The sequence below is a fragment of the Pararhodobacter marinus genome (assembly GCF_003122215.1).
Classification (GTDB): Bacteria; Pseudomonadota; Alphaproteobacteria; order Rhodobacterales; family Rhodobacteraceae; genus Pararhodobacter; species Pararhodobacter marinus.
On the sequence record NZ_QEYD01000017.1, the window covers coordinates 17,143 to 33,126 of the forward strand.

Genomic DNA, 15,984 nt, shown 5'->3' on the forward strand with positions numbered 1-15,984 from the left:
GTCAGATGTCTCCCTTCAACTCGGTCAGCGCCGCGTCGAGCGCGCGCAGATCGGCCTCGTAGAACCGTGCCCATGGGCCCGGCCCGTTCTTCGTCCTGGACCCGCGCGCCCAGAGGCGCCGATAGAGATCGCGCCAGCGCGGCAGGTCGGTGATGTCTATGCGCGTGGACCAGCTGTCCTTGCGCAGCTCGGCCGCGCCGGCGGCGCGATCGAGCGTGATGGTCAGGGCTGCGCCGGCGGGCATGCTTCGCCCTCCAAAAGCACGTCGTTGAGATCGAGGCCGGGCGGGCAGGGCACGATCCGGGCCGTCAGGCCGGGGATCTTCGCCATGGCGCGGCGGGCGCCGGACATGAGCTTCGCGCGGGTCATCTTGGGATCGCTGTCGCCGTCTTCGATCAGCACCAGCTCGCGAACCCAGGGCGGCGGAACAAAGGCCGCATCATCGGTCATGTCGGGCAGTCCCGCGTAGCGCAGGCCCTTGCCCTGGCGCATCTTGCCGGCGATGTTGCCGAGATCGACGCCCGCCCAGAACGCGGCGCCCGGATGAAGGCCTGAGACCATCGCCGTCAGCGTGGTCTCGATGCCTTCGGCCATGACAAGGGTGCCCTGCAGCACATTGGGCGTATGCAGCCTGATGGCCGCGCCCTTTTTCGAACCCCAGCTTTTCTTCACCTTCAGGGGCTGACCGTCATGCTCGATACGAAGCTTCCCGCGCGGCTGCGACAGATCGAACCAGGTGCGATGCACAGCCGTGCCGGTCGCGCCGGGTTGCTGGATCGCGGCCAGCATGGCGGGCCCCCGATGCGCCTCGACCCATTGCCCGCCCGACGACACCATGTAGGGCAGGGACGGATGGTACCGCAGGCAGGGTGGCAGGATCGGTAAGCGATCCCGGGTAAAGCCGCGCAGTGCGAGGTAGTCGCGCACCGGCGAGTCCTCGGCCGGCAGGCCTTCATGCCAGATCCGACGCGCCTGCCGGATCGCCTCTTCACGGCGCCGGTTCGCGGCTTCCTCGAATTTCCTGCGCCCCTCGATGGCGCGGCGTTCGCGCTCGGCCAACTCTTCGCGGCTGAGTTCCTGACGATCGCCGCAGAGCCAGGTCAGCGCCTCGGGCAGAGTGCATCCGCGCAGCCAGCGCACGAGCTGGATGCCGTCGCCGGCATTGCCGCAGCGCCGGCACTGAAACACGCCCTTCGAGACGTTGATCGCGAAGCGGTCGGTGCCGCCGCATTCGGGGCAGGGGCCAATCAGCTCGTGCCCCGCGCGCTTGAGCCCGTCGATCGACAGGACCATGGCGATCTCTTCGATCGAGCGCGCGCGGGCTTCGACAAGGCGGGGATCGTCTCGGGTCACGGCTGCAGCCCGCCATAGATATGAACCGGCAGGTTATGGGCGAGCGCGAACCGCAGATCGCGCCAGACCATCGGGCAGCGATCCCAGCCCGGGATGTCGGGAATGGCGATCAGCGCTGCGACGTTCAGGATCGGCTGCGACCAGGCATCCCAGAAGACCCGGTCCAGAGGGTCGGGCGTGTCATCGTTCAGCACCTTTGCATGCGCGGCCTCGGCGATCTGCACGGTGGGTGCGAGCGCGGTGCAGCCGCAGGCCGCAAGGCGCCCCACCTCATTCGCGGCCCGGATCGACATCAGCACCGAGCGCTCGACGCGCCAGGCGCCCCGGATCTGTGCTTCGGCGTGGTATGGCGCGGAAATGTAGACGATGCCCGCGCAGTTCCGGCTGACGCGGGCGGGCGACGATCCCGCAACAACAAGCGCCGACCACGGCCCCCTAGGATTGAGCACGGGCGCCCAGTCGATCCGCTTCTGATCGGGCAGTCGCGGGCGCTGATCCGGTATCGTAGGCTGGATCGTCACGCAGGCACCCCACGTTCGATCTGCGCGCGCCGGCGCAGCACGGCCAGCAGCGCCGGCTGGCCGTCAGTCGTGATCCTGTTCTTCTGGTCGCGGATGACTTCGGTCAGCAGCTCGAAGCGGGCCTTGGCCTTAGCGGCATCCACGCCGAGATCCAGCGCCAGTTCACCGAGCTTCTGACCCGAGGCCAGACCTTCGACCAGGTCGAGGTCAAGGTCGGTACCGAAAATCGGATCGGCGGCCAGCGATCCCAGGTGAAACCAGACTTCGCGCTGCAGTCCTCTCAGATCATCCGGGCAGGCCGTGCCCTTGTTCCGGGCGGCACCCTGCGGCGGGATCGAGGGGGAAGGAGTCACCACCGCCGCAGGGGCCGCTTTCTCGCCGGTCCGGGCCGAGGGAACGTCCCGGACCGGCGCGCGCTCCCGGGGGCCTGCATTCGCGGGCGCGCTCTTCGGCGCTTCCGCGACCCCGGAAGTCTTGGATTGGGTGTCCCCCGGCGCAGCCTCGGCCGACACGCCTTGCGGCGACCCGATGCACTCGTCGGCGGGCGTCTTGCCGGGGGACAGAGCGGGGGCGACATCGCTGCCGGAACGGCCCCCGGTTCGAATGGCTTTCGGCGCTGGCGCTTTGGGCTTCGTCAGCCCAAGGCTGCGGCCACGATAAGATACCGCCGGCACCGGGCGCCCGAGCGCCTCGGCGATCGCGGGCCAGCTGTCGCCCGCCGCGTGCATGCGTCGGATCGTGTCTTCCTCTTCCTTCAGCCAAGGGCCACGCAGCAGGCCGTCCTTGCCGATCTGGCGCTCGCCAAAGGGCAGGGGCGATGGCGCGGCCGAGACTGTGCTAGGCGCGGCCGAGGCAGGCGGCGCGGCCGAGACTGTGCTAGGCGCGGCCGAGGCAGGCGGCGCGGCGTCTTCGTCATTTGCGGCCTCAGCCTGAGGCACCGGCGCCGCTGGATAGGTCGCGGTCGCCGGCACGTCATCGATCTCGACAACGGTGTCGACCGGCCCGGGTGTACCCCAGAGCGACGGAACACGCAGGGTCGTGTCGCGGTCGGTCAGCGACACGGTGACCTCCATGCCGGCGCGCTCCAGGACGCCGCCGGCATCGCACAGCTTGCCCATCGCGTCGCGCAGCTCGCGCGTTTCGGCCAGTGTCATCTGTTTCAGGCTCGGGTGCATTCCACGTCCTCCGGGCGGGCGGGGGTTTCGGCGGCTGTCACGACGCGAGGCGCCCACCAGACAAGCTCGGTGCCGTGATCCATGATCATGTCGCGGTGCTGGGTCAGCCCGGCGGCATCGAGCCGGGCGAGGGTCGCCTCGATCTCGGGCACGGGCGCCGCGACCTCTTCCCAGATTTCGGCCAGCGTCTTCACGCCCCCATCGGCGCGCAGCCAGACGACGATCCGCACTGCGCACCGACCGCAACGGTTCGCGAGGCGCATGACCTGTTCGTCAGCCAGTTCACCGATAGGGCGGAAGGTTTCGGTCATCAGCGAACGCCGCCGCGAAACGGAACGGTGGCCTGCGCAGGGCCTTCTGCGCGCAGCAAGAGTGAGGCACGGAACTGCATTGAGACCGCGACCAGCTGGTCGATCTCGCGGATCTGCTTGCGGGCCTCTTGCTGCGTGTAATCGTTGGGATCGCACGATGCGGCCGAGTGCGCCTGCGCATGCAGTGTCAGGACGTCGGAAAATTCCTGCGTGATCCGGTGCACATCGGCTGCCAGTGCGCCCTGTTCGATGATCGGCTGGAAGACACCGCCGGCGAGCGCAGCGAAATACTGGGCGATCGGCGCCGCAGCCTCCGGCTTCACGCGCCCCAGCCGGTCGAGATAGTTCACGCCGAGCCCGCCCGGGCGAACGTCCTGGATCTCCGTCCCGTAAGACACCGAGGACCCCGCGATGCCGAGATCTCCGGCGATCTTCTTCTGATCACCATAGGCGTCATAGCAGGCCTGAACAGCCTCTTGGATGGTTCCGGGGGTCGTGGCGCGGGTCATGACGAGGATCCTGTGAATTGCGCGGTGCGGGTTTCGCGTGACGGTCGGGGCCCTTGCGCCCATGGTTCACGGGCGAAAGGAAAGATGCATGTGTTCAGGAAGCGCTGCGCAGCGACGGGTAGAAATCCGACAGCTGGACGCCGAGGCCGAGTTCGTCGGATTTGGCGATGATCTCAGTCTTGGCTTCGTCAGGAACAGAACCTCGGACCATCCAGCTATGGACAGTCGACTTTGGCCGTCCGAGTGCTGCCGCCATCGGACGAACCCCGCCAAACTTCTCGATGATCTTCGATATGTGCTCCATGTCCGCATATAGCGCACAAATGCGGACGCATTTCAAGCGCAGTTTGCGGACGGACGCGGGCGGGCTGTCTATGCAATATGCGGACATGCACAGTTCAGACGACATAACCGTTCAGGTTAAGGCACTTAGGGAGCGGGCCGGGCTGTCCGTTCGAAAGCTTGCGATGAGGATGGGGAAATCCTCGTCGGGCTATCTGCACTATGAAAGTCCCGATCGATACAAGGGCGGGCCGTTGCCGGTCGCTTTCGCCAAGGAGCTCGCCGCGGCGCTGGCCCCAGAGGGCATACCGTCAGAGGACGTTTTCCGCCTTACGGGTTTGCCGGCCGGGAAGGTTGAGCAGGATCCAGTCGACCTTGTTGATATCTACGATGTTCAGGCAAGCGCAGGCCACGGTGTCGTCGTCTACGACGAGGAAGCTGTTGCGCAGCTCGCATTCCCGCCAGGCTATCTTTCAAAACTCACGAGCGCCAAGCCGCAGGATCTGAAGATCATCTCGGTTAAAGGCGATTCCATGGTCCCGACGCTGGCAGAGGATGACGTGGTGATGCTCGATGTCACCAAGCGCGATCTGTCCTACGATGGGCTTTTCGTCATCAAAGACGGCGGCGATGCCTTGCTGGTAAAGCGCATTGGACGTGCTTCTCAGCGGGGCTTTGTGACAATCATCTCTGACAATCGGACAGTATACCCGTCGGTTGAGAAGGCGTTGGCCGATATCGAGGTGGTCGGACGCGTTGTCTGGAAAGGCGGAAAGGTTTGACCGGAAACAGAGCGACCGGTTGAGCAATTTTCTTTTCATCAGCTGAGGCGCGAAATAGCATGTCCGTGTCGGGGAGACACAGGAGGTGTAAAGTGACTGGTTTTGCTGAAAAGATTGAGATCCTGAGCTCGCGTTCAAAAGTCGCGGAGCGGCAGGCCTTGACGGAAGAGGCGACGAAAACCTCTGTCATTCTGCCGTTCATTCAGGCACTCGGATTCGACGTATTCAATCTTGATGAGGTGGTCCCAGAGTTCATCGCGGATGTCGGGGTGAAGAAGGGAGAAAAGGTTGATTTTGCTATCAAGATTGACGGCAAGATCGCGATGCTCGTTGAGGCGAAGCCCGTCGGCGCGCGGCTTGGCGACACGCAGTTCAGTCAGCTTTTCCGGTACTTTACGGTGACTGAGGCACGCCTTGCGATCCTTACCAACGGTCGAGAAGCGTGGTTCTTTTCAGACACCGACGAACCCAACAAGATGGACAAGAAGCCGTTCTTTACGTTCGACTTTCAGAAGTACGACAAGGCCCAGGTCGAAGAGCTGGCGCGATTTCAAAAAGGGCAGTTCGCGATAGATGCGATTATCGAAGCCGCTTCTAACCTGAAGTACACGCAGCAAGCTGCATCTTACCTGAAAAAACAGCTCGAAGAGCCCGATGATGACTTTGTGCGCCTCGTCGGGCGGCAGATTTATGAAGGTTCGATTACGAAGAACGTGGCCGAAGTCCTGCGCCCCGCTATCCAGGCGGCGCTCGATGAAATCATCAGGGACAGAATCCAAGACAAGCTGAGCATTACCTTCCGCCAAGAAAGCCCGGCTGCCGCGCAGGCGGCGCCCGAAATGGCGGCGGCAGAACCGGAGGACGGTATCGTTACGACAGACGAAGAGCGAGAGGCGTTCATGATCGTTCGCGCCATCGCCGCCAAGCATGTACCGATCGAGCGTATTACCCTTAGGGACGCCAAGAGCTACTGCGCGATCCTGATGGACGACAATAACCGGAAGCCGGTTTGCCGCCTCTACTTCAACTCTGCAACGACGAAGAATGTCGGGTTCTTCGATGCGAACAAGGCAGAGACAAAATCTAAGATTACAGTGCCCACCGATCTCTACTTGCATGTTGAAGCGATCGAAGCGGCGGTCAAAGCCTACTCTTAAGTTCGTTTTGACATGCCGAGCACAAGAGCCCTGCCTATGGCGGGGCTTTCGCGTCTGCACTCTACTGGCTGGATCAGCGTCCGATTCGGTGGGGTGTCCGCATATGTCCGCATAATGCGTTGACTGAATGTCCGCATTGTGCGATCACTCTCCCATCACCCGCCGAAGACGCCACCCGGCAGATCGCGGATCACCTGATGGGAGAGGCCGATGCACGACACCACCAACCTGATCGACCGGCTCGGACCCGGCGACGAACGCGCCCGCTGGATCCGCTGGCGCCTGCTCAAGCGCGAATACCGCGCCCGGAACTGCACTTTCCGCACCACGCGGAGGGCAGCGGCATGACCGGGCAGAACCCCCCGATCCTCAGCCCAGCCGCCGTGACCAAAATCGTGGACGTTGCGATGATCTATTTCGACGACGGCGCGCTCTGGACTGCCGCCGCACGCCTCGAAGAGGCTGCGCGGGAAATCCGTAAATGCGCGCAGGCTAAGGATGATGCGCTTGGGCCCCTCCTTAAGCGGGAGGCGGCACAATGACCCACGACACCCTTGCCCGCTGCATCGCGCTGGTGGAACGCGAGGTCCCGCGCCTGCAGGGCCGTGTCACCGCGGATCTTGATCTCGCGGCGCATGACCTCGACAGCCTGGACGTCATGGCCTTCGCGGTCGAAGCCGAGGACGTGTTCCAGGTCCTGATCGACGACAGCGTTCTGGACACGATCACGTCGCCACGCACGCTGGCCGAAGCGGTCGACGCTGCCCTGCGCACCGCCCGCCCGCGCGGGCCGTCGGACAACCCGGCTCTCTACCGTGACGCAGACGCCGACGGCGAAGCCCAGGCCCCGGAGGACGCCGCATGAGCAGCCCGCAAGCCCATGGCGTCTTCGCCCTCATGCCTCGCGTCGACCAGCTGATCGCCGCCCGTGCGCGCATCGATGATCCCAAAGCCACGCCCGAGGACCGGGCAGGGGCGGCGGAGATCATGATCGAGCTCGGCACCGCCTTCGACAAGGGTCGCGCACAGCGTTTCCTGCGCGACCAGCGCGCCGCCTGATCCGGGTTCCTGCCCCGCGCCGCTGAACGCCTCACCGGCGCGCACCTGCCCGGGCGGCGACTGTCCCGCCGCCCGGGCCTTTTCATTCCCCCGAGGTTTCCATGTCCCAGACAGCCACAGCCCACGACGACAGCCCCGTCACCGTCCTGACGCCCCTGGCGGATTGCTATGTTCATTCGCTCAACACCCGGACCGAGCCGCCCTCGGCCGAGATCGAGACCCTGGCCGATTGCATCGCCGATCTCGGCTTGCTGCAGAACCTTGCCGGATGGTTCGACCCGGCCAAGCCCGGAAAAGTCGGCATTGTTGCCGGCGGGCGGCGCCTGCGGGCGATGATCTTGCTGGCCTCACGCGAAGGCCGGTCGCCCGACGAGACGCGCGTACCGGTCAAGCTCGCACCCGACGAGGGTACCGCGCGGATCTGGGCCTCGGCCGAGAACACGGCCAGAGCGGCACTGCACCCGGCTGACGAGGTCCGGGCCTATGGCCGCATGGCCGGGAGCGGGTATGACGCAAACGCCATAGCTCGCTCTTTCGGGGTCAGCGAGCGGCATGTGCGCCAGCGCCTGAAGCTTGCCCAGCTGCCCCAGCCGGTGCTGGGCGCCCTGCGCGAGGGCAAGATCAGCCTCGACCAGGCCGGCGCCTTCACCGTCGCCACCAGCCCCGAAGCGGCCGAGGCTGAGCTGCAGCGTGTGCTGGCCTCGCAGTGGGGCAACGGCGCGGCTGAGATCCGGGGCCGGCTTTCGCGCGCCTCGATCGGGATGCACGATCCGCGCGCCAAGCTGGTGGGCCTCGATGCCTATCGCGCCGCCGGCGGGACGGTGCTGGAAGATCTCTTCACTGACCAGGTGCAGCTGCTCGATGAGGCGATCCTCGACGAGCTGGTGGAACGGCGCCTGTCCGATGCCGTCGATTTCAATCTCGCGCGTGGCTGGAAATGGGTCGAGGCGATCGAGGGTTCAGATCGCTTCGATGCCCAACGGAACATGGAGCGGATCTGGCCCCAGCCTATCGAATTGCCCGAGGCCGACGCGCTCGAACTGGCCGAGCTGCGGGATCGAGCGGGTGAGGAAGAGTTTACCGAAGCCGAGATCGAGCGCATGTATGAGCTCGAAGAGCGAGAGGCCGGAGACTATTCCGACGAAGATCGCGCCACATCGGGCCTATTCCTCTACGTGGGCCAGGACGGCAAAATCGAAACGCACGGTCCCTACCGGCGCCGGGAAGATGCCCCCGGCGCTGCGGATGCAGGCGAGAGCGGCGGCGGCGCGGTCAAGGTCGAGGCGAAGGCCTTGCCGAACAACCTGCTCGAGGACCTCGCGAAGATCCGTCTGGCTGCCCTGCAGCGCCGCGCAGCCGCGCAGACCGAGCTGATGCTTGATATTCTGGCATGGCAGCTGTCGGGCGGAGTGCGCCCCTACGAGCGGGTGCTGGGGATCTCCGTCGACCGACCGTCGATCGCCCCGGAGAAACCCGAAGGCTTCGAACTCCCCGGGTCGCTGGTGGATCCCGAGGCGAGCGTGGAAAGCGCCACGCCCGAGCGCTTCGCCGAATTCCGTGCCCTCGGCAAGAAGCAACGCAACGAGGTCCTCACGCGGGCGCTTGGCCGCTTGCTCATGCCGCACAGTGACATGGCGCCCTGGATCGCAGCGCAGCTGACGCCCGATCCCCGCCAGATCTGGACGCCCACGGCCGCCGGATATCTCGGTCGCCTGCCGGTGCCGGTGCTGGATCGGCTCTGGGCAGAGCTGGTCCCCGAAGATCGCCGCGAGGGGCTGGAGTTCGACGGCAAGAAGAAAGGCGAGAAGGCGAAGATCTTGGAGCGCCTGTTCAACGAAGCCGATTTCCGCGAAGCCCTAGGCCTCTCGCGCGACATGAACGCCCGGATCGACGCCTGGCTGCCCGAGCAGCTGCAATGGCCGAGCGTGGGGGATGAAGGCGATGACTGACGAAAAGCAACAAGTGGGCCGGCTGGCAATGCGCGTCGAAGGCGACTGGTGGGTTGCCTATTATGCGTTGCCCGAAACCATGGAGGGCGCCTTGGAACTCGGGCGTATCCGGATGGCGATCGTCGAGGATTGGCAGGCCAAGGAATTGTTCATGTCTCTCATGCGGGACGCGGTGACCGCGATCATCCGCGACCGCACCGGAGCCAAGGCCGAATGGCCCGAACCGCATGGGCGGCCGGCGCCGGAGCACGAGCGGGCAGGGAGGGGGTGATGCCCGAAGGCCTGACCTGCCCGCGCTGCCACGGCGCCACCACGGTGATCGACTCGCGCGGAACGGTGCTCGGAGATCTCCCGACCATCCGCCGCCGGCGCCGCTGCGCCAGTTGCGATCACCGTTTCACCACCTACGAGCTGCAGGATGCAGTCATCGCCGCCGTCGAGCAACGCCTTGAGGCGATCGACACCCTACGGACGATGGCGCAGCGGCCTGTCACGCTGAAACCTCAGCCACCGCGCCTGCACCTGGCGCATGGACAGGAGGGCACCTGACATGGGCGCGCCGCGTCTCACCAAGGCTCAGATCGAGCGCGCACTCGCGGCCTGGAAGGAGCAGGTGGGCGCGGTAGGGGCCATGCAGGTCATGCCCGACGGTTCGATCCGCGTCGAGGCGCCGGTTGACCGTACCCCCGAACCAAAGCACGATCCGAGGGAGCCGGAACCGTGGTAGATGACATGCGCCTGAAATATGTGACGACTGAACGCCTGCCATCGGGGGCGACGCGATACCGGTTCCGGCGCAACGGCAAGGTCACGACACTACGGGGCGAACCCGGCAGCCGGGAGTTCCATGAACACTACGCCGCGTTGATCGATGGTGTTCCGGTGGTGCCGATGAAAGCGGTGCGGGGATCCGTCGAATGGCTGGTCGGGCTTTTCCTGGAAGATCTGGAGCGAAAAGTTGCCGCGCGGCTGGCGTCACCCCTGACTCTGAAAGGCAAGCGGCATCATCTAGGGCGGCTCGTCGAGGAGTACGGCCCGAAGAGTGCAGAGATGCCGCGCTCGGCCGTCATCAAACTCGCGGACAAATACGCGGCCACCCCGGGCGCGGCCGACAATCTGATCAAGGGAATATCCGGGCTCTATATCTGGGCGATCCAGCGCGAATACGTCCAGTGCGACAACCCGGCGCGGGGTGTCAAACGTATGACCCGCAAGACCAAGGGATTTGCGCCCTGGACCGCTGAAGATATTGCGCAGTTTCTGGCTTTCCACGCCCCGGGCACCACGGCCAGGCGCACGCTGATGCTCGCGGCGTGCACGACGGCCCGGCGCGGGGACTTGTGTCAGATCGGGCGACAGCACGAGGTCACGCGCGGGGGCAGGAAGTGGCTGCGCTGGGAACAGAACAAGGCCCCGCACGAGATCGTCGAGATGCCTATGTCCCGGGCGCTGCTGGCCGACCTGGCCGGCCATGGCAACATGACGTACATCCTGACGAGCTACGGGGCACCCTACAGCGCGGCCGGCCTCGGGAACGCTTTCCGGAAGTGGGCCGACGATGCCGGTCTGAAGGGTCGCAGCTTGCACGGCGTCAGGAAGGGCGTGGCCGCCATGCTGACCGCATCCGGCGCGACATCGGCCGAGATCGACGTGTTGCTCGGCCATGAAATGGGAAGTCCGGAGACGAAGGTTTACGTCCGCAGCGCTGCCCGCGCAGGCCTCGCTGAGACCGTCGTCGACCGCATCGATGCGATGCTCGGATAGCAAAAGTGTACCACGCCTGAGACGCAAAGTGTACCACGCCGAAAATTGCTCAATGAAACCAAGGCAAGTTCACTAAGCGTTCATGCAGGGTGGTAGCCGCTGTGGGACTCGAACCCACACGCCCATCCGGGCAACGGATTTTAAGTCCGGTCTGTCTACCATTCCAGCAAGCGGCCTAACCGTTTTCTTTCAACACTTCGGTGCCGAGGTTGCAAGGTGCAAGTTCCGGGTGGCGTGGGCGAAGTGCCGGGGCAGGCAGAAACGCAGGCCTTGAGACCCGTGGGGAGTGTGGACAGGTTGGAACGGGCGAACGGGGTATCGTCCCGGACCCCGCGTGTGCCGGATGGCTGGCCGTGGCACTTGGGGCGGATGCCTTCCGACGTGCCTCAATCGGGGTCTGGAGGCGTCCCAGAAATCGCGGGCGGGTGTGTCGGGCGCCGGGGGATAAGGCGTTCGGGATAGGACGCGGTGGCAGGATCCGGCTTGGTGACCAGCGCCAGTTCGGCCTCCAGTCGCGCGGTCAGTTGCCGGGCGGCGATATCGTCGGATGAGGCCATTGCGCAGCGTTCTCCTACCTCCTGGGGCGGGCCCGCAGGCCGCGCTGCGGCCAAGCGGCGTTTCGGACGAAACTCTCCGCCCGCTCGAAACTCAGGCCCCCTGTTGCCCGTGACCCGCCCGTTCCAGCGTCGGCGGTTCCAGCGTCAGCGCACGGGCCCGGAGGGCGGGACAACAGCGCCCGGATGGCGGATCGCTGCCTTCCGGATTATCCATAACTGAAATGTGGATTTCCGCTCTTGGCGAGTCAAGCATCCTCTCGTCCCGTCTCGGAAACGCCATTCTTCGCCGTTTCGGGCGGCCCTGCGCCCGAGGCCGACGAGGATGAAGAAACCCCTGCGCGGAAACGCGCGGACCGGCATTCCCGCAGTTCCCCAGACGCCCCGCGCGGCAGATCCTGCTGCGACGTGGCGTCCTGCCGCTGGTCTCTTGACCGCCCCGAAGCAGGGGTTAGGCATAGAGCAGACAAAGGGAGGACCCTCTATGCTTGGTCAGATGATGAGCCAGCCGCTGCTGATTTCCAGCCTGCTGGTGCATGCCGAACGCCACCACGGCAACCGCGAGATCGTCACGCGCCGCCCCGAGGGCGATATCCACCGCACGACCTGGAAGGGCGTCTCCAAGCGTTCGCGCCAGCTTGCCAATGCGCTCGAAGGAATGGGACTAAAGGCCACGCAGCGCGTCGGCACGCTGGCCTGGAATACCGACCGCCATCTCGAACTCTATTACGGGGCCTCGGGCGCGGGCATGGTGCTGCACACGCTCAACCCACGGCTGCATCCCGATCAGCTGGTCTGGATCGCCGACAATGCGGGCGACCAGGCGATGTTCTTCGACCTGCAATTCCTGCCGCTGATCGAGGCGACGGCGCATCGCTACGAATCGGTCAAGCATTTCATCCTGATGTCCGACCGCGCGCATATGCCGGCCGAGACGAAGATCCCCAACCTTCAATGCTATGAAGAGCTGATCGAAAGCGCATCGGACACCTATGACTGGCCGCAATTCGACGAAAATCAGGCCTCGTCGTTGTGCTACACGTCGGGGACCACGGGCAACCCAAAGGGGGTGCTCTATTCCCACCGCTCGACAGTGCTGCATGCCTATGCGGCGGTCGCGCCCGACGCGCTGAACCTGTCGTCGCGCGACGCGGTCCTGCCGGTGGTGCCGATGTTCCACGTCAACGCCTGGGGCCTGCCCTATTCGGCGGCGATGGCGGGGGCGAAGCTGGTCTTCCCGGGGCCGGGCATGGACGGGAAATCGCTCTATGACCTGTTCGAGGCCGAGGGCGTCACCGTCTCGGCTGGCGTGCCGACCGTCTGGCAGGGGCTTCTGGCGCATGTCGAGGCCGAGGGCGCGCGCTTCTCGACGATGAAACGCACGGTCATCGGCGGTTCGGCCTGTCCGCCCGCCATGCTGCGCGCTTTCGACGAGACATATGGCGTGCAGGTTCTCCATGCCTGGGGCATGACCGAGATGTCGCCCCTGGGCACGGTCTGCACGCTGAAAGGCGGGCAGGAGGATCTGGACGGCGACGCCCGTTTCGCCGTGCTGTCGAAACAGGGCCGGGCGATCTTCGGCGTCGACATGAAGATCGTCGGCCCCGATGGCGAGGAACTGCCCTGGGACGGCAAGACCTCGGGCGAGCTTCTGGTACGCGGGCCGTGGATCGTCGACAGCTATTACAACCGCCATGGCGACGATATCCTGCGCTTCGACAAGGCGGGGCTCGGCTGGTTCCCCACGGGCGACGTCTCGGTCATCGACCCCGACGGCTTCATGCAGATCACCGACCGCACCAAGGACGTGATCAAGTCGGGCGGGGAGTGGATCTCGTCCATCGATCTGGAAAACATCGCGATGGGCCATCCCGGCGTCGCCATGGCCGCCTGCATCGCCGCCTATCATCCGAAATGGGACGAGCGCCCGCTTCTGGTGGTGATGAAGAAACCCGGCGCCGAGGTGACGAAGGACGATATCCTCGGCTATCTCGAGGGCAAGATCGCCAAGTTCTGGACGCCCGACGACGTGGTCTTCGTCGACCAGATCCCGCTGGGGGCGACCGGCAAGATGCAGAAGAACAAGCTGCGCGAAGAGTTCAAGGATTACAACCTGCCGACGATTTAGGTTTCGGGCGGCGCGAGGGGGCTGTCTGCCCCCTCTTGGCCTGCGGCCAATTCACCCCCGAGGATATTTTCAGAACAAAGACGCGCAGGGTTAACAAAAGCTGAAGGCCCCGTCTTTGTTCCCTAAATATCCTCGGGGGGATCCAAGGGGGGCAGACAGCCCCCCTTGGCCGCGTTTCGCCACGGGCGCGCGGTTTCAGTCCGGGTGGCTGTCTTGCCAGTCTTCGAGCGCTGCACGCAGCCGTCGGATCAGCACGGCGCGGCGTTTTTCGTCGCCGGCGCCGGTCAGGGCCTCGTTCAGGTCGAGGAACAGGGTCGACACGTCGTTATGCCAATCAAGGCGCGCCACCGCGTCGGGGCGCAGCCGGGGCGGGGGGCGGCGCGGGTTGTCGGGCAGGGATTGAGGCCCGGCCGGCGTCAGGGTGAAGCCTTCGTCCAGCACCGGCCGCAGAACAGGCAGGGGCGACAGCGCGTCGGTTTCGGCCCGTGCCAGCGCCTCCATCGCCGGGGGCTCGCCATGGGTCAGGAACAGCGCCTGCCGGATCGGTCCCCTTGCGGCGATCCAGGCCTGCAGTTCCGGCCCGTCGGCATGGCCGGAATAGAGATCCATCGACCGGATCCGCGCCCGGACCTCAATCGGTTCGCCATGGATGCGCACGCGTGTCGCGCCGTCGAGCAGGATGCGTCCCAGCGTGCCCTGCGCCTGATAGCCCGCCATCATCACCGTTGCGGCCTCGGACCACAGCCAGCGTTTCAGCCGGTGGCGGATGCGCCCCGCCTCGCACATGCCCGAGGCGGCAATGACGATGTGAAACCCTTCGACATCGTCGAGGCGTTTTGAGTCTTCGACATCCTGCGTGACATGCAGCCAGGGCGCGTGCACCGCGCGGCTCAGCGCGCGGCCATGATCCAGAAGCCCGTGGTGGCGGTCGAAGATCTCGGTCGCGCGCGCGGCCAGCGGACTGTCCAGATAGACCGGGACTTCGGGCAACGTGCCGTCCTCGAACAGCCGTGCCAGGTCGGCGATAAGCTCCTGCGCGCGTTCGACCGCGAAAGAGGGGATCAGCAGCACGCCATCGGGGCGCATCGCCGCGCGGATCTCTTCGCCCAGAAGCGCGCGGCGGACCTCGTCAGAGGCCGACAGCCGGTCGGTATCGCCATAGGTGCTTTCGCAGATCACGTAATCCAGCCCCGACGGCCCCTCGGGATCGGGATGCAGAAGCTTGAAGGCCGGGCCGATATCGCCCGAGAACAACAGCCGCATCGGGTCGCGGTGGCCGGGGATCATCACCTCGATCTCGACCGAGGCCGAGCCCAGCATGTGCCCCGCGTTCCAGAACCGCGCGCGGGTGCCGGGCAGGACGGGGATCCAGTCGCCGTAATCGGCGCCGCGAAACTGCGCCAGCGTGCGCTCGACATCCTCGCCGTCATAGATCGGTGTCACCGTCTCGCGGTTCCAGCGGGCGCGGCGGCGGTTCAACTGCTTCACTTCGAGCGCCTGAATATGGGCGGCATCGGGCAGCATGACGCTGCACAGATCGGCGCTGGCACGGGTGGCGTGGATCGGCCCGGCGAAGCCCGCGCGCACCAGCTTCGGCAGCAGCCCGGAATGGTCGATATGGGCGTGCGTCAGCAGCACGGCGTCGATCTTCGTCGCGTCGAAGGGGAAGGGGCGGTAATTCAGCTCTTTCTCGGTCTTCGAACCCTGCACCATCCCGCAATCGATCAGCAGCGTGCCGGTCGCCGTTTCCAGCCGGAAGCACGAGCCGGTCACCGCGCGGGCGGCGCCGTGGAAGGTCAGGATGGGGAATGTCATGCGGGCACCTCCGGCCTGCATCCTCGCGCTCAAGCGCCCGCCGCGCAACGAAAAACCCCGGCGCGGGGCCGGGGTCTCAGACGATGGGGCAGGGGATGCTCAGTCGCGGCCGCGATAGGGCTCGACATATTGCAGCGCCATGTCCCACGGGAAGAAGATCCACGTGTCCTGGCTCACGCCTGTGATGAAGGTGTCGGTCTGCTTCTCGCCCTCGGGCTTGGCATAGACGCAGGCGAAATGCGCCTTCGGGTAAAGCTTGCGCACCAGTTCCAGCGTCTTGCCGGTATCCACCAGATCGTCGACGATCAGGATGCCTTCGCCGTCGCCCATCATCTCAGCATCGGGCGACTTGATGACCTGCGCTTCGCGGCGCATGTCTTCCTTGCCGCCGCCGGAATGATAGGACTTCACGCTGATCGTATCGACCGTGCGGATGTCGAGCTCGCGCGAGACGATCATCGCGGGGGCCATGCCGCCACGGGTGATGGCGACGACGGCGCGCCAGTTGCCGTCTTCGGGGCCGCGGCCCTGCAGGCGCCAGGCCAGCGCGCGGGCGTCGCGATGGAGCTGGTCCCAGCTGACATGGAAGCCTTTTTCATGCGGCAGGCGGTCGTTCATCGATGTC

The 15,984-nt window shown here is 65.5% G+C and carries 21 protein-coding genes and 1 tRNA gene; 11 read left to right on the forward strand and 11 right to left on the reverse strand.

The window, feature by feature from the left end:
* Position 1: 1 nt before the first annotated feature.
* From C4N9_RS20555 to C4N9_RS21740, 7 genes are all read right to left on the reverse strand, one after another.
* Positions 2-244 (reverse strand): hypothetical protein, encoded by a 243-nt coding sequence (locus C4N9_RS20555; protein ID WP_109535221.1) that lies wholly within the window; start codon positions 242-244, stop codon positions 2-4.
* Entirely contained in the window at positions 223-1,353 is a 1,131-nt protein-coding gene (locus C4N9_RS20560; RefSeq protein WP_109535222.1) for a DUF7146 domain-containing protein, read from the reverse strand. The genes C4N9_RS20555 and C4N9_RS20560 overlap by 22 nt, the downstream gene beginning before the upstream one ends.
* Entirely contained in the window at positions 1,350-1,874 is a 525-nt protein-coding gene (locus C4N9_RS20565) for a DUF1937 family protein (RefSeq protein WP_109535223.1), read from the reverse strand. Before C4N9_RS20565 ends, C4N9_RS20560 begins: the two co-directional genes overlap by 4 nt.
* Positions 1,871-3,049 (reverse strand): hypothetical protein, encoded by a 1,179-nt coding sequence (locus C4N9_RS20570; RefSeq protein WP_109535224.1) that lies wholly within the window; start codon positions 3,047-3,049, stop codon positions 1,871-1,873. Before C4N9_RS20570 ends, C4N9_RS20565 begins: the two co-directional genes overlap by 4 nt.
* Positions 3,034-3,360 carry a hypothetical protein gene (locus tag C4N9_RS20575; RefSeq protein WP_109535225.1) on the reverse strand — a complete coding sequence of 109 codons (327 nt, stop codon included), beginning with the start codon at positions 3,358-3,360 and terminating at the stop codon, positions 3,034-3,036. The genes C4N9_RS20570 and C4N9_RS20575 overlap by 16 nt, the downstream gene beginning before the upstream one ends.
* Positions 3,360-3,869, reverse strand: coding sequence for a hypothetical protein (locus tag C4N9_RS20580; RefSeq protein WP_109535226.1), 510 nt, complete (start codon positions 3,867-3,869; stop codon positions 3,360-3,362). Before C4N9_RS20580 ends, C4N9_RS20575 begins: the two co-directional genes overlap by 1 nt.
* A gap of 94 nt (positions 3,870-3,963) precedes the next feature.
* Positions 3,964-4,173, reverse strand: a complete 210-nt coding sequence (locus C4N9_RS21740; protein WP_146195197.1) for a carph-isopro domain-containing protein — start codon at positions 4,171-4,173, stop codon at positions 3,964-3,966.
* Between C4N9_RS21740 and C4N9_RS20585 the strand changes: the two genes are divergently transcribed.
* From C4N9_RS20585 to C4N9_RS20625, 10 genes are all read left to right on the forward strand, one after another.
* The gene (locus tag C4N9_RS20585; RefSeq protein ID WP_245902650.1) at positions 4,172-4,933 is read left to right on the forward strand and encodes a helix-turn-helix domain-containing protein; all 762 of its coding nucleotides are present in this window, start codon (positions 4,172-4,174) and stop codon (positions 4,931-4,933) included. The genes C4N9_RS21740 and C4N9_RS20585 overlap by 2 nt on opposite strands.
* Before the next feature lie 92 nt (positions 4,934-5,025).
* A complete protein-coding gene (locus C4N9_RS20590; RefSeq protein WP_109535227.1) occupies positions 5,026-6,090 on the forward strand; it encodes a type I restriction endonuclease in 1,065 nt (354 codons plus the stop codon).
* Positions 6,091-6,300: 210 nt separating this feature from the next.
* Complete coding sequence (locus tag C4N9_RS22015; RefSeq protein ID WP_168192305.1) at positions 6,301-6,438, forward strand: hypothetical protein; 138 nt, start codon at positions 6,301-6,303, stop codon at positions 6,436-6,438.
* The gene (locus C4N9_RS20595) at positions 6,435-6,632 is read left to right on the forward strand and encodes a hypothetical protein (protein WP_109535228.1); all 198 of its coding nucleotides are present in this window, start codon (positions 6,435-6,437) and stop codon (positions 6,630-6,632) included. Before C4N9_RS22015 ends, C4N9_RS20595 begins: the two co-directional genes overlap by 4 nt.
* Positions 6,629-6,955 carry an acyl carrier protein gene (locus C4N9_RS20600; RefSeq protein WP_109535229.1) on the forward strand — a complete coding sequence of 109 codons (327 nt, stop codon included), beginning with the start codon at positions 6,629-6,631 and terminating at the stop codon, positions 6,953-6,955. The genes C4N9_RS20595 and C4N9_RS20600 overlap by 4 nt, the downstream gene beginning before the upstream one ends.
* Positions 6,952-7,149: a hypothetical protein gene (locus tag C4N9_RS20605; protein WP_109535230.1), complete on the forward strand. Its 198-nt coding sequence runs from the start codon at positions 6,952-6,954 to the stop codon at positions 7,147-7,149. Before C4N9_RS20600 ends, C4N9_RS20605 begins: the two co-directional genes overlap by 4 nt.
* 101 nt (positions 7,150-7,250) lie before the next feature.
* On the forward strand, positions 7,251-9,098 hold the full coding sequence (locus C4N9_RS20610; protein ID WP_109535231.1) for a ParB/RepB/Spo0J family partition protein: 1,848 nt from the start codon (positions 7,251-7,253) through the stop codon (positions 9,096-9,098).
* Positions 9,091-9,369 (forward strand): hypothetical protein, encoded by a 279-nt coding sequence (locus C4N9_RS20615; protein WP_109535232.1) that lies wholly within the window; start codon positions 9,091-9,093, stop codon positions 9,367-9,369. The genes C4N9_RS20610 and C4N9_RS20615 overlap by 8 nt, the downstream gene beginning before the upstream one ends.
* Positions 9,369-9,647, forward strand: coding sequence for an NrdR family transcriptional regulator (locus C4N9_RS20620; protein WP_109535233.1), 279 nt, complete (start codon positions 9,369-9,371; stop codon positions 9,645-9,647). The genes C4N9_RS20615 and C4N9_RS20620 overlap by 1 nt, the downstream gene beginning before the upstream one ends.
* Positions 9,648-9,818: 171 nt before the next feature.
* Positions 9,819-10,862, forward strand: a complete 1,044-nt coding sequence (locus tag C4N9_RS20625; RefSeq protein ID WP_146195198.1) for a site-specific integrase — start codon at positions 9,819-9,821, stop codon at positions 10,860-10,862.
* Between the two features lie 90 nt (positions 10,863-10,952).
* Here C4N9_RS20625 and C4N9_RS20630 read toward each other — a convergent pair.
* Both C4N9_RS20630 and C4N9_RS22020 read right to left on the reverse strand, forming a co-directional pair.
* A tRNA-Leu gene (locus tag C4N9_RS20630) sits at positions 10,953-11,038 on the reverse strand.
* Positions 11,039-11,248: 210 nt separating this feature from the next.
* Positions 11,249-11,419: a hypothetical protein gene (locus tag C4N9_RS22020; RefSeq protein WP_168192306.1), complete on the reverse strand. Its 171-nt coding sequence runs from the start codon at positions 11,417-11,419 to the stop codon at positions 11,249-11,251.
* 481 nt (positions 11,420-11,900) lie between these two features.
* On the opposite strand from C4N9_RS22020, the gene C4N9_RS20635 reads away from it, so the two are divergent.
* Positions 11,901-13,544 (forward strand): 3-(methylthio)propionyl-CoA ligase, encoded by a 1,644-nt coding sequence (locus tag C4N9_RS20635; protein ID WP_109535235.1) that lies wholly within the window; start codon positions 11,901-11,903, stop codon positions 13,542-13,544.
* A gap of 195 nt (positions 13,545-13,739) precedes the next feature.
* Here the strand turns inward: C4N9_RS20635 and C4N9_RS20640 are convergent, their stop codons facing one another.
* Both C4N9_RS20640 and gpt read right to left on the reverse strand, forming a co-directional pair.
* Positions 13,740-15,359: an MBL fold metallo-hydrolase RNA specificity domain-containing protein gene (locus tag C4N9_RS20640; RefSeq protein ID WP_109535236.1), complete on the reverse strand. Its 1,620-nt coding sequence runs from the start codon at positions 15,357-15,359 to the stop codon at positions 13,740-13,742.
* Positions 15,360-15,458: 99 nt separating this feature from the next.
* Complete coding sequence (gene gpt / locus C4N9_RS20645; RefSeq protein ID WP_109535237.1) at positions 15,459-15,977, reverse strand: xanthine phosphoribosyltransferase; 519 nt, start codon at positions 15,975-15,977, stop codon at positions 15,459-15,461.
* Between the last annotated feature and the right edge of the window lie 7 nt (positions 15,978-15,984).

What these genes read in the sequence shown, in the direction of transcription:
- C4N9_RS20570 (WP_109535224.1), bottom strand. Translation starts at nt 3,049, where the DNA reads ATGCACCCGAGCCTGAAACAGATGACACTGGCCGAAACGCGCGAGCTG.
- C4N9_RS20585 (WP_245902650.1), top strand. Translation starts at nt 4,172, where the DNA reads ATGTCCGCATATAGCGCACAAATGCGGACGCATTTCAAGCGCAGTTTG.
- C4N9_RS20595 (WP_109535228.1), top strand. Translation starts at nt 6,435, where the DNA reads ATGACCGGGCAGAACCCCCCGATCCTCAGCCCAGCCGCCGTGACCAAA.
- C4N9_RS22020 (WP_168192306.1), bottom strand. Translation starts at nt 11,419, where the DNA reads ATGGCCTCATCCGACGATATCGCCGCCCGGCAACTGACCGCGCGACTG.
- C4N9_RS20555 (WP_109535221.1), bottom strand. Translation starts at nt 244, where the DNA reads ATGCCCGCCGGCGCAGCCCTGACCATCACGCTCGATCGCGCCGCCGGC.
- C4N9_RS20635 (WP_109535235.1), top strand. Translation starts at nt 11,901, where the DNA reads ATGCTTGGTCAGATGATGAGCCAGCCGCTGCTGATTTCCAGCCTGCTG.
- C4N9_RS20580 (WP_109535226.1), bottom strand. Translation starts at nt 3,869, where the DNA reads ATGACCCGCGCCACGACCCCCGGAACCATCCAAGAGGCTGTTCAGGCC.
- C4N9_RS20605 (WP_109535230.1), top strand. Translation starts at nt 6,952, where the DNA reads ATGAGCAGCCCGCAAGCCCATGGCGTCTTCGCCCTCATGCCTCGCGTC.
- C4N9_RS22015 (WP_168192305.1), top strand. Translation starts at nt 6,301, where the DNA reads ATGCACGACACCACCAACCTGATCGACCGGCTCGGACCCGGCGACGAA.
- C4N9_RS20620 (WP_109535233.1), top strand. Translation starts at nt 9,369, where the DNA reads ATGCCCGAAGGCCTGACCTGCCCGCGCTGCCACGGCGCCACCACGGTG.
- C4N9_RS20640 (WP_109535236.1), bottom strand. Translation starts at nt 15,359, where the DNA reads ATGACATTCCCCATCCTGACCTTCCACGGCGCCGCCCGCGCGGTGACC.
- C4N9_RS21740 (WP_146195197.1), bottom strand. Translation starts at nt 4,173, where the DNA reads ATGGAGCACATATCGAAGATCATCGAGAAGTTTGGCGGGGTTCGTCCG.
- C4N9_RS20575 (WP_109535225.1), bottom strand. Translation starts at nt 3,360, where the DNA reads ATGACCGAAACCTTCCGCCCTATCGGTGAACTGGCTGACGAACAGGTC.
- C4N9_RS20600 (WP_109535229.1), top strand. Translation starts at nt 6,629, where the DNA reads ATGACCCACGACACCCTTGCCCGCTGCATCGCGCTGGTGGAACGCGAG.
- gpt (WP_109535237.1), bottom strand. Translation starts at nt 15,977, where the DNA reads ATGAACGACCGCCTGCCGCATGAAAAAGGCTTCCATGTCAGCTGGGAC.
- C4N9_RS20610 (WP_109535231.1), top strand. Translation starts at nt 7,251, where the DNA reads ATGTCCCAGACAGCCACAGCCCACGACGACAGCCCCGTCACCGTCCTG.
- C4N9_RS20615 (WP_109535232.1), top strand. Translation starts at nt 9,091, where the DNA reads ATGACTGACGAAAAGCAACAAGTGGGCCGGCTGGCAATGCGCGTCGAA.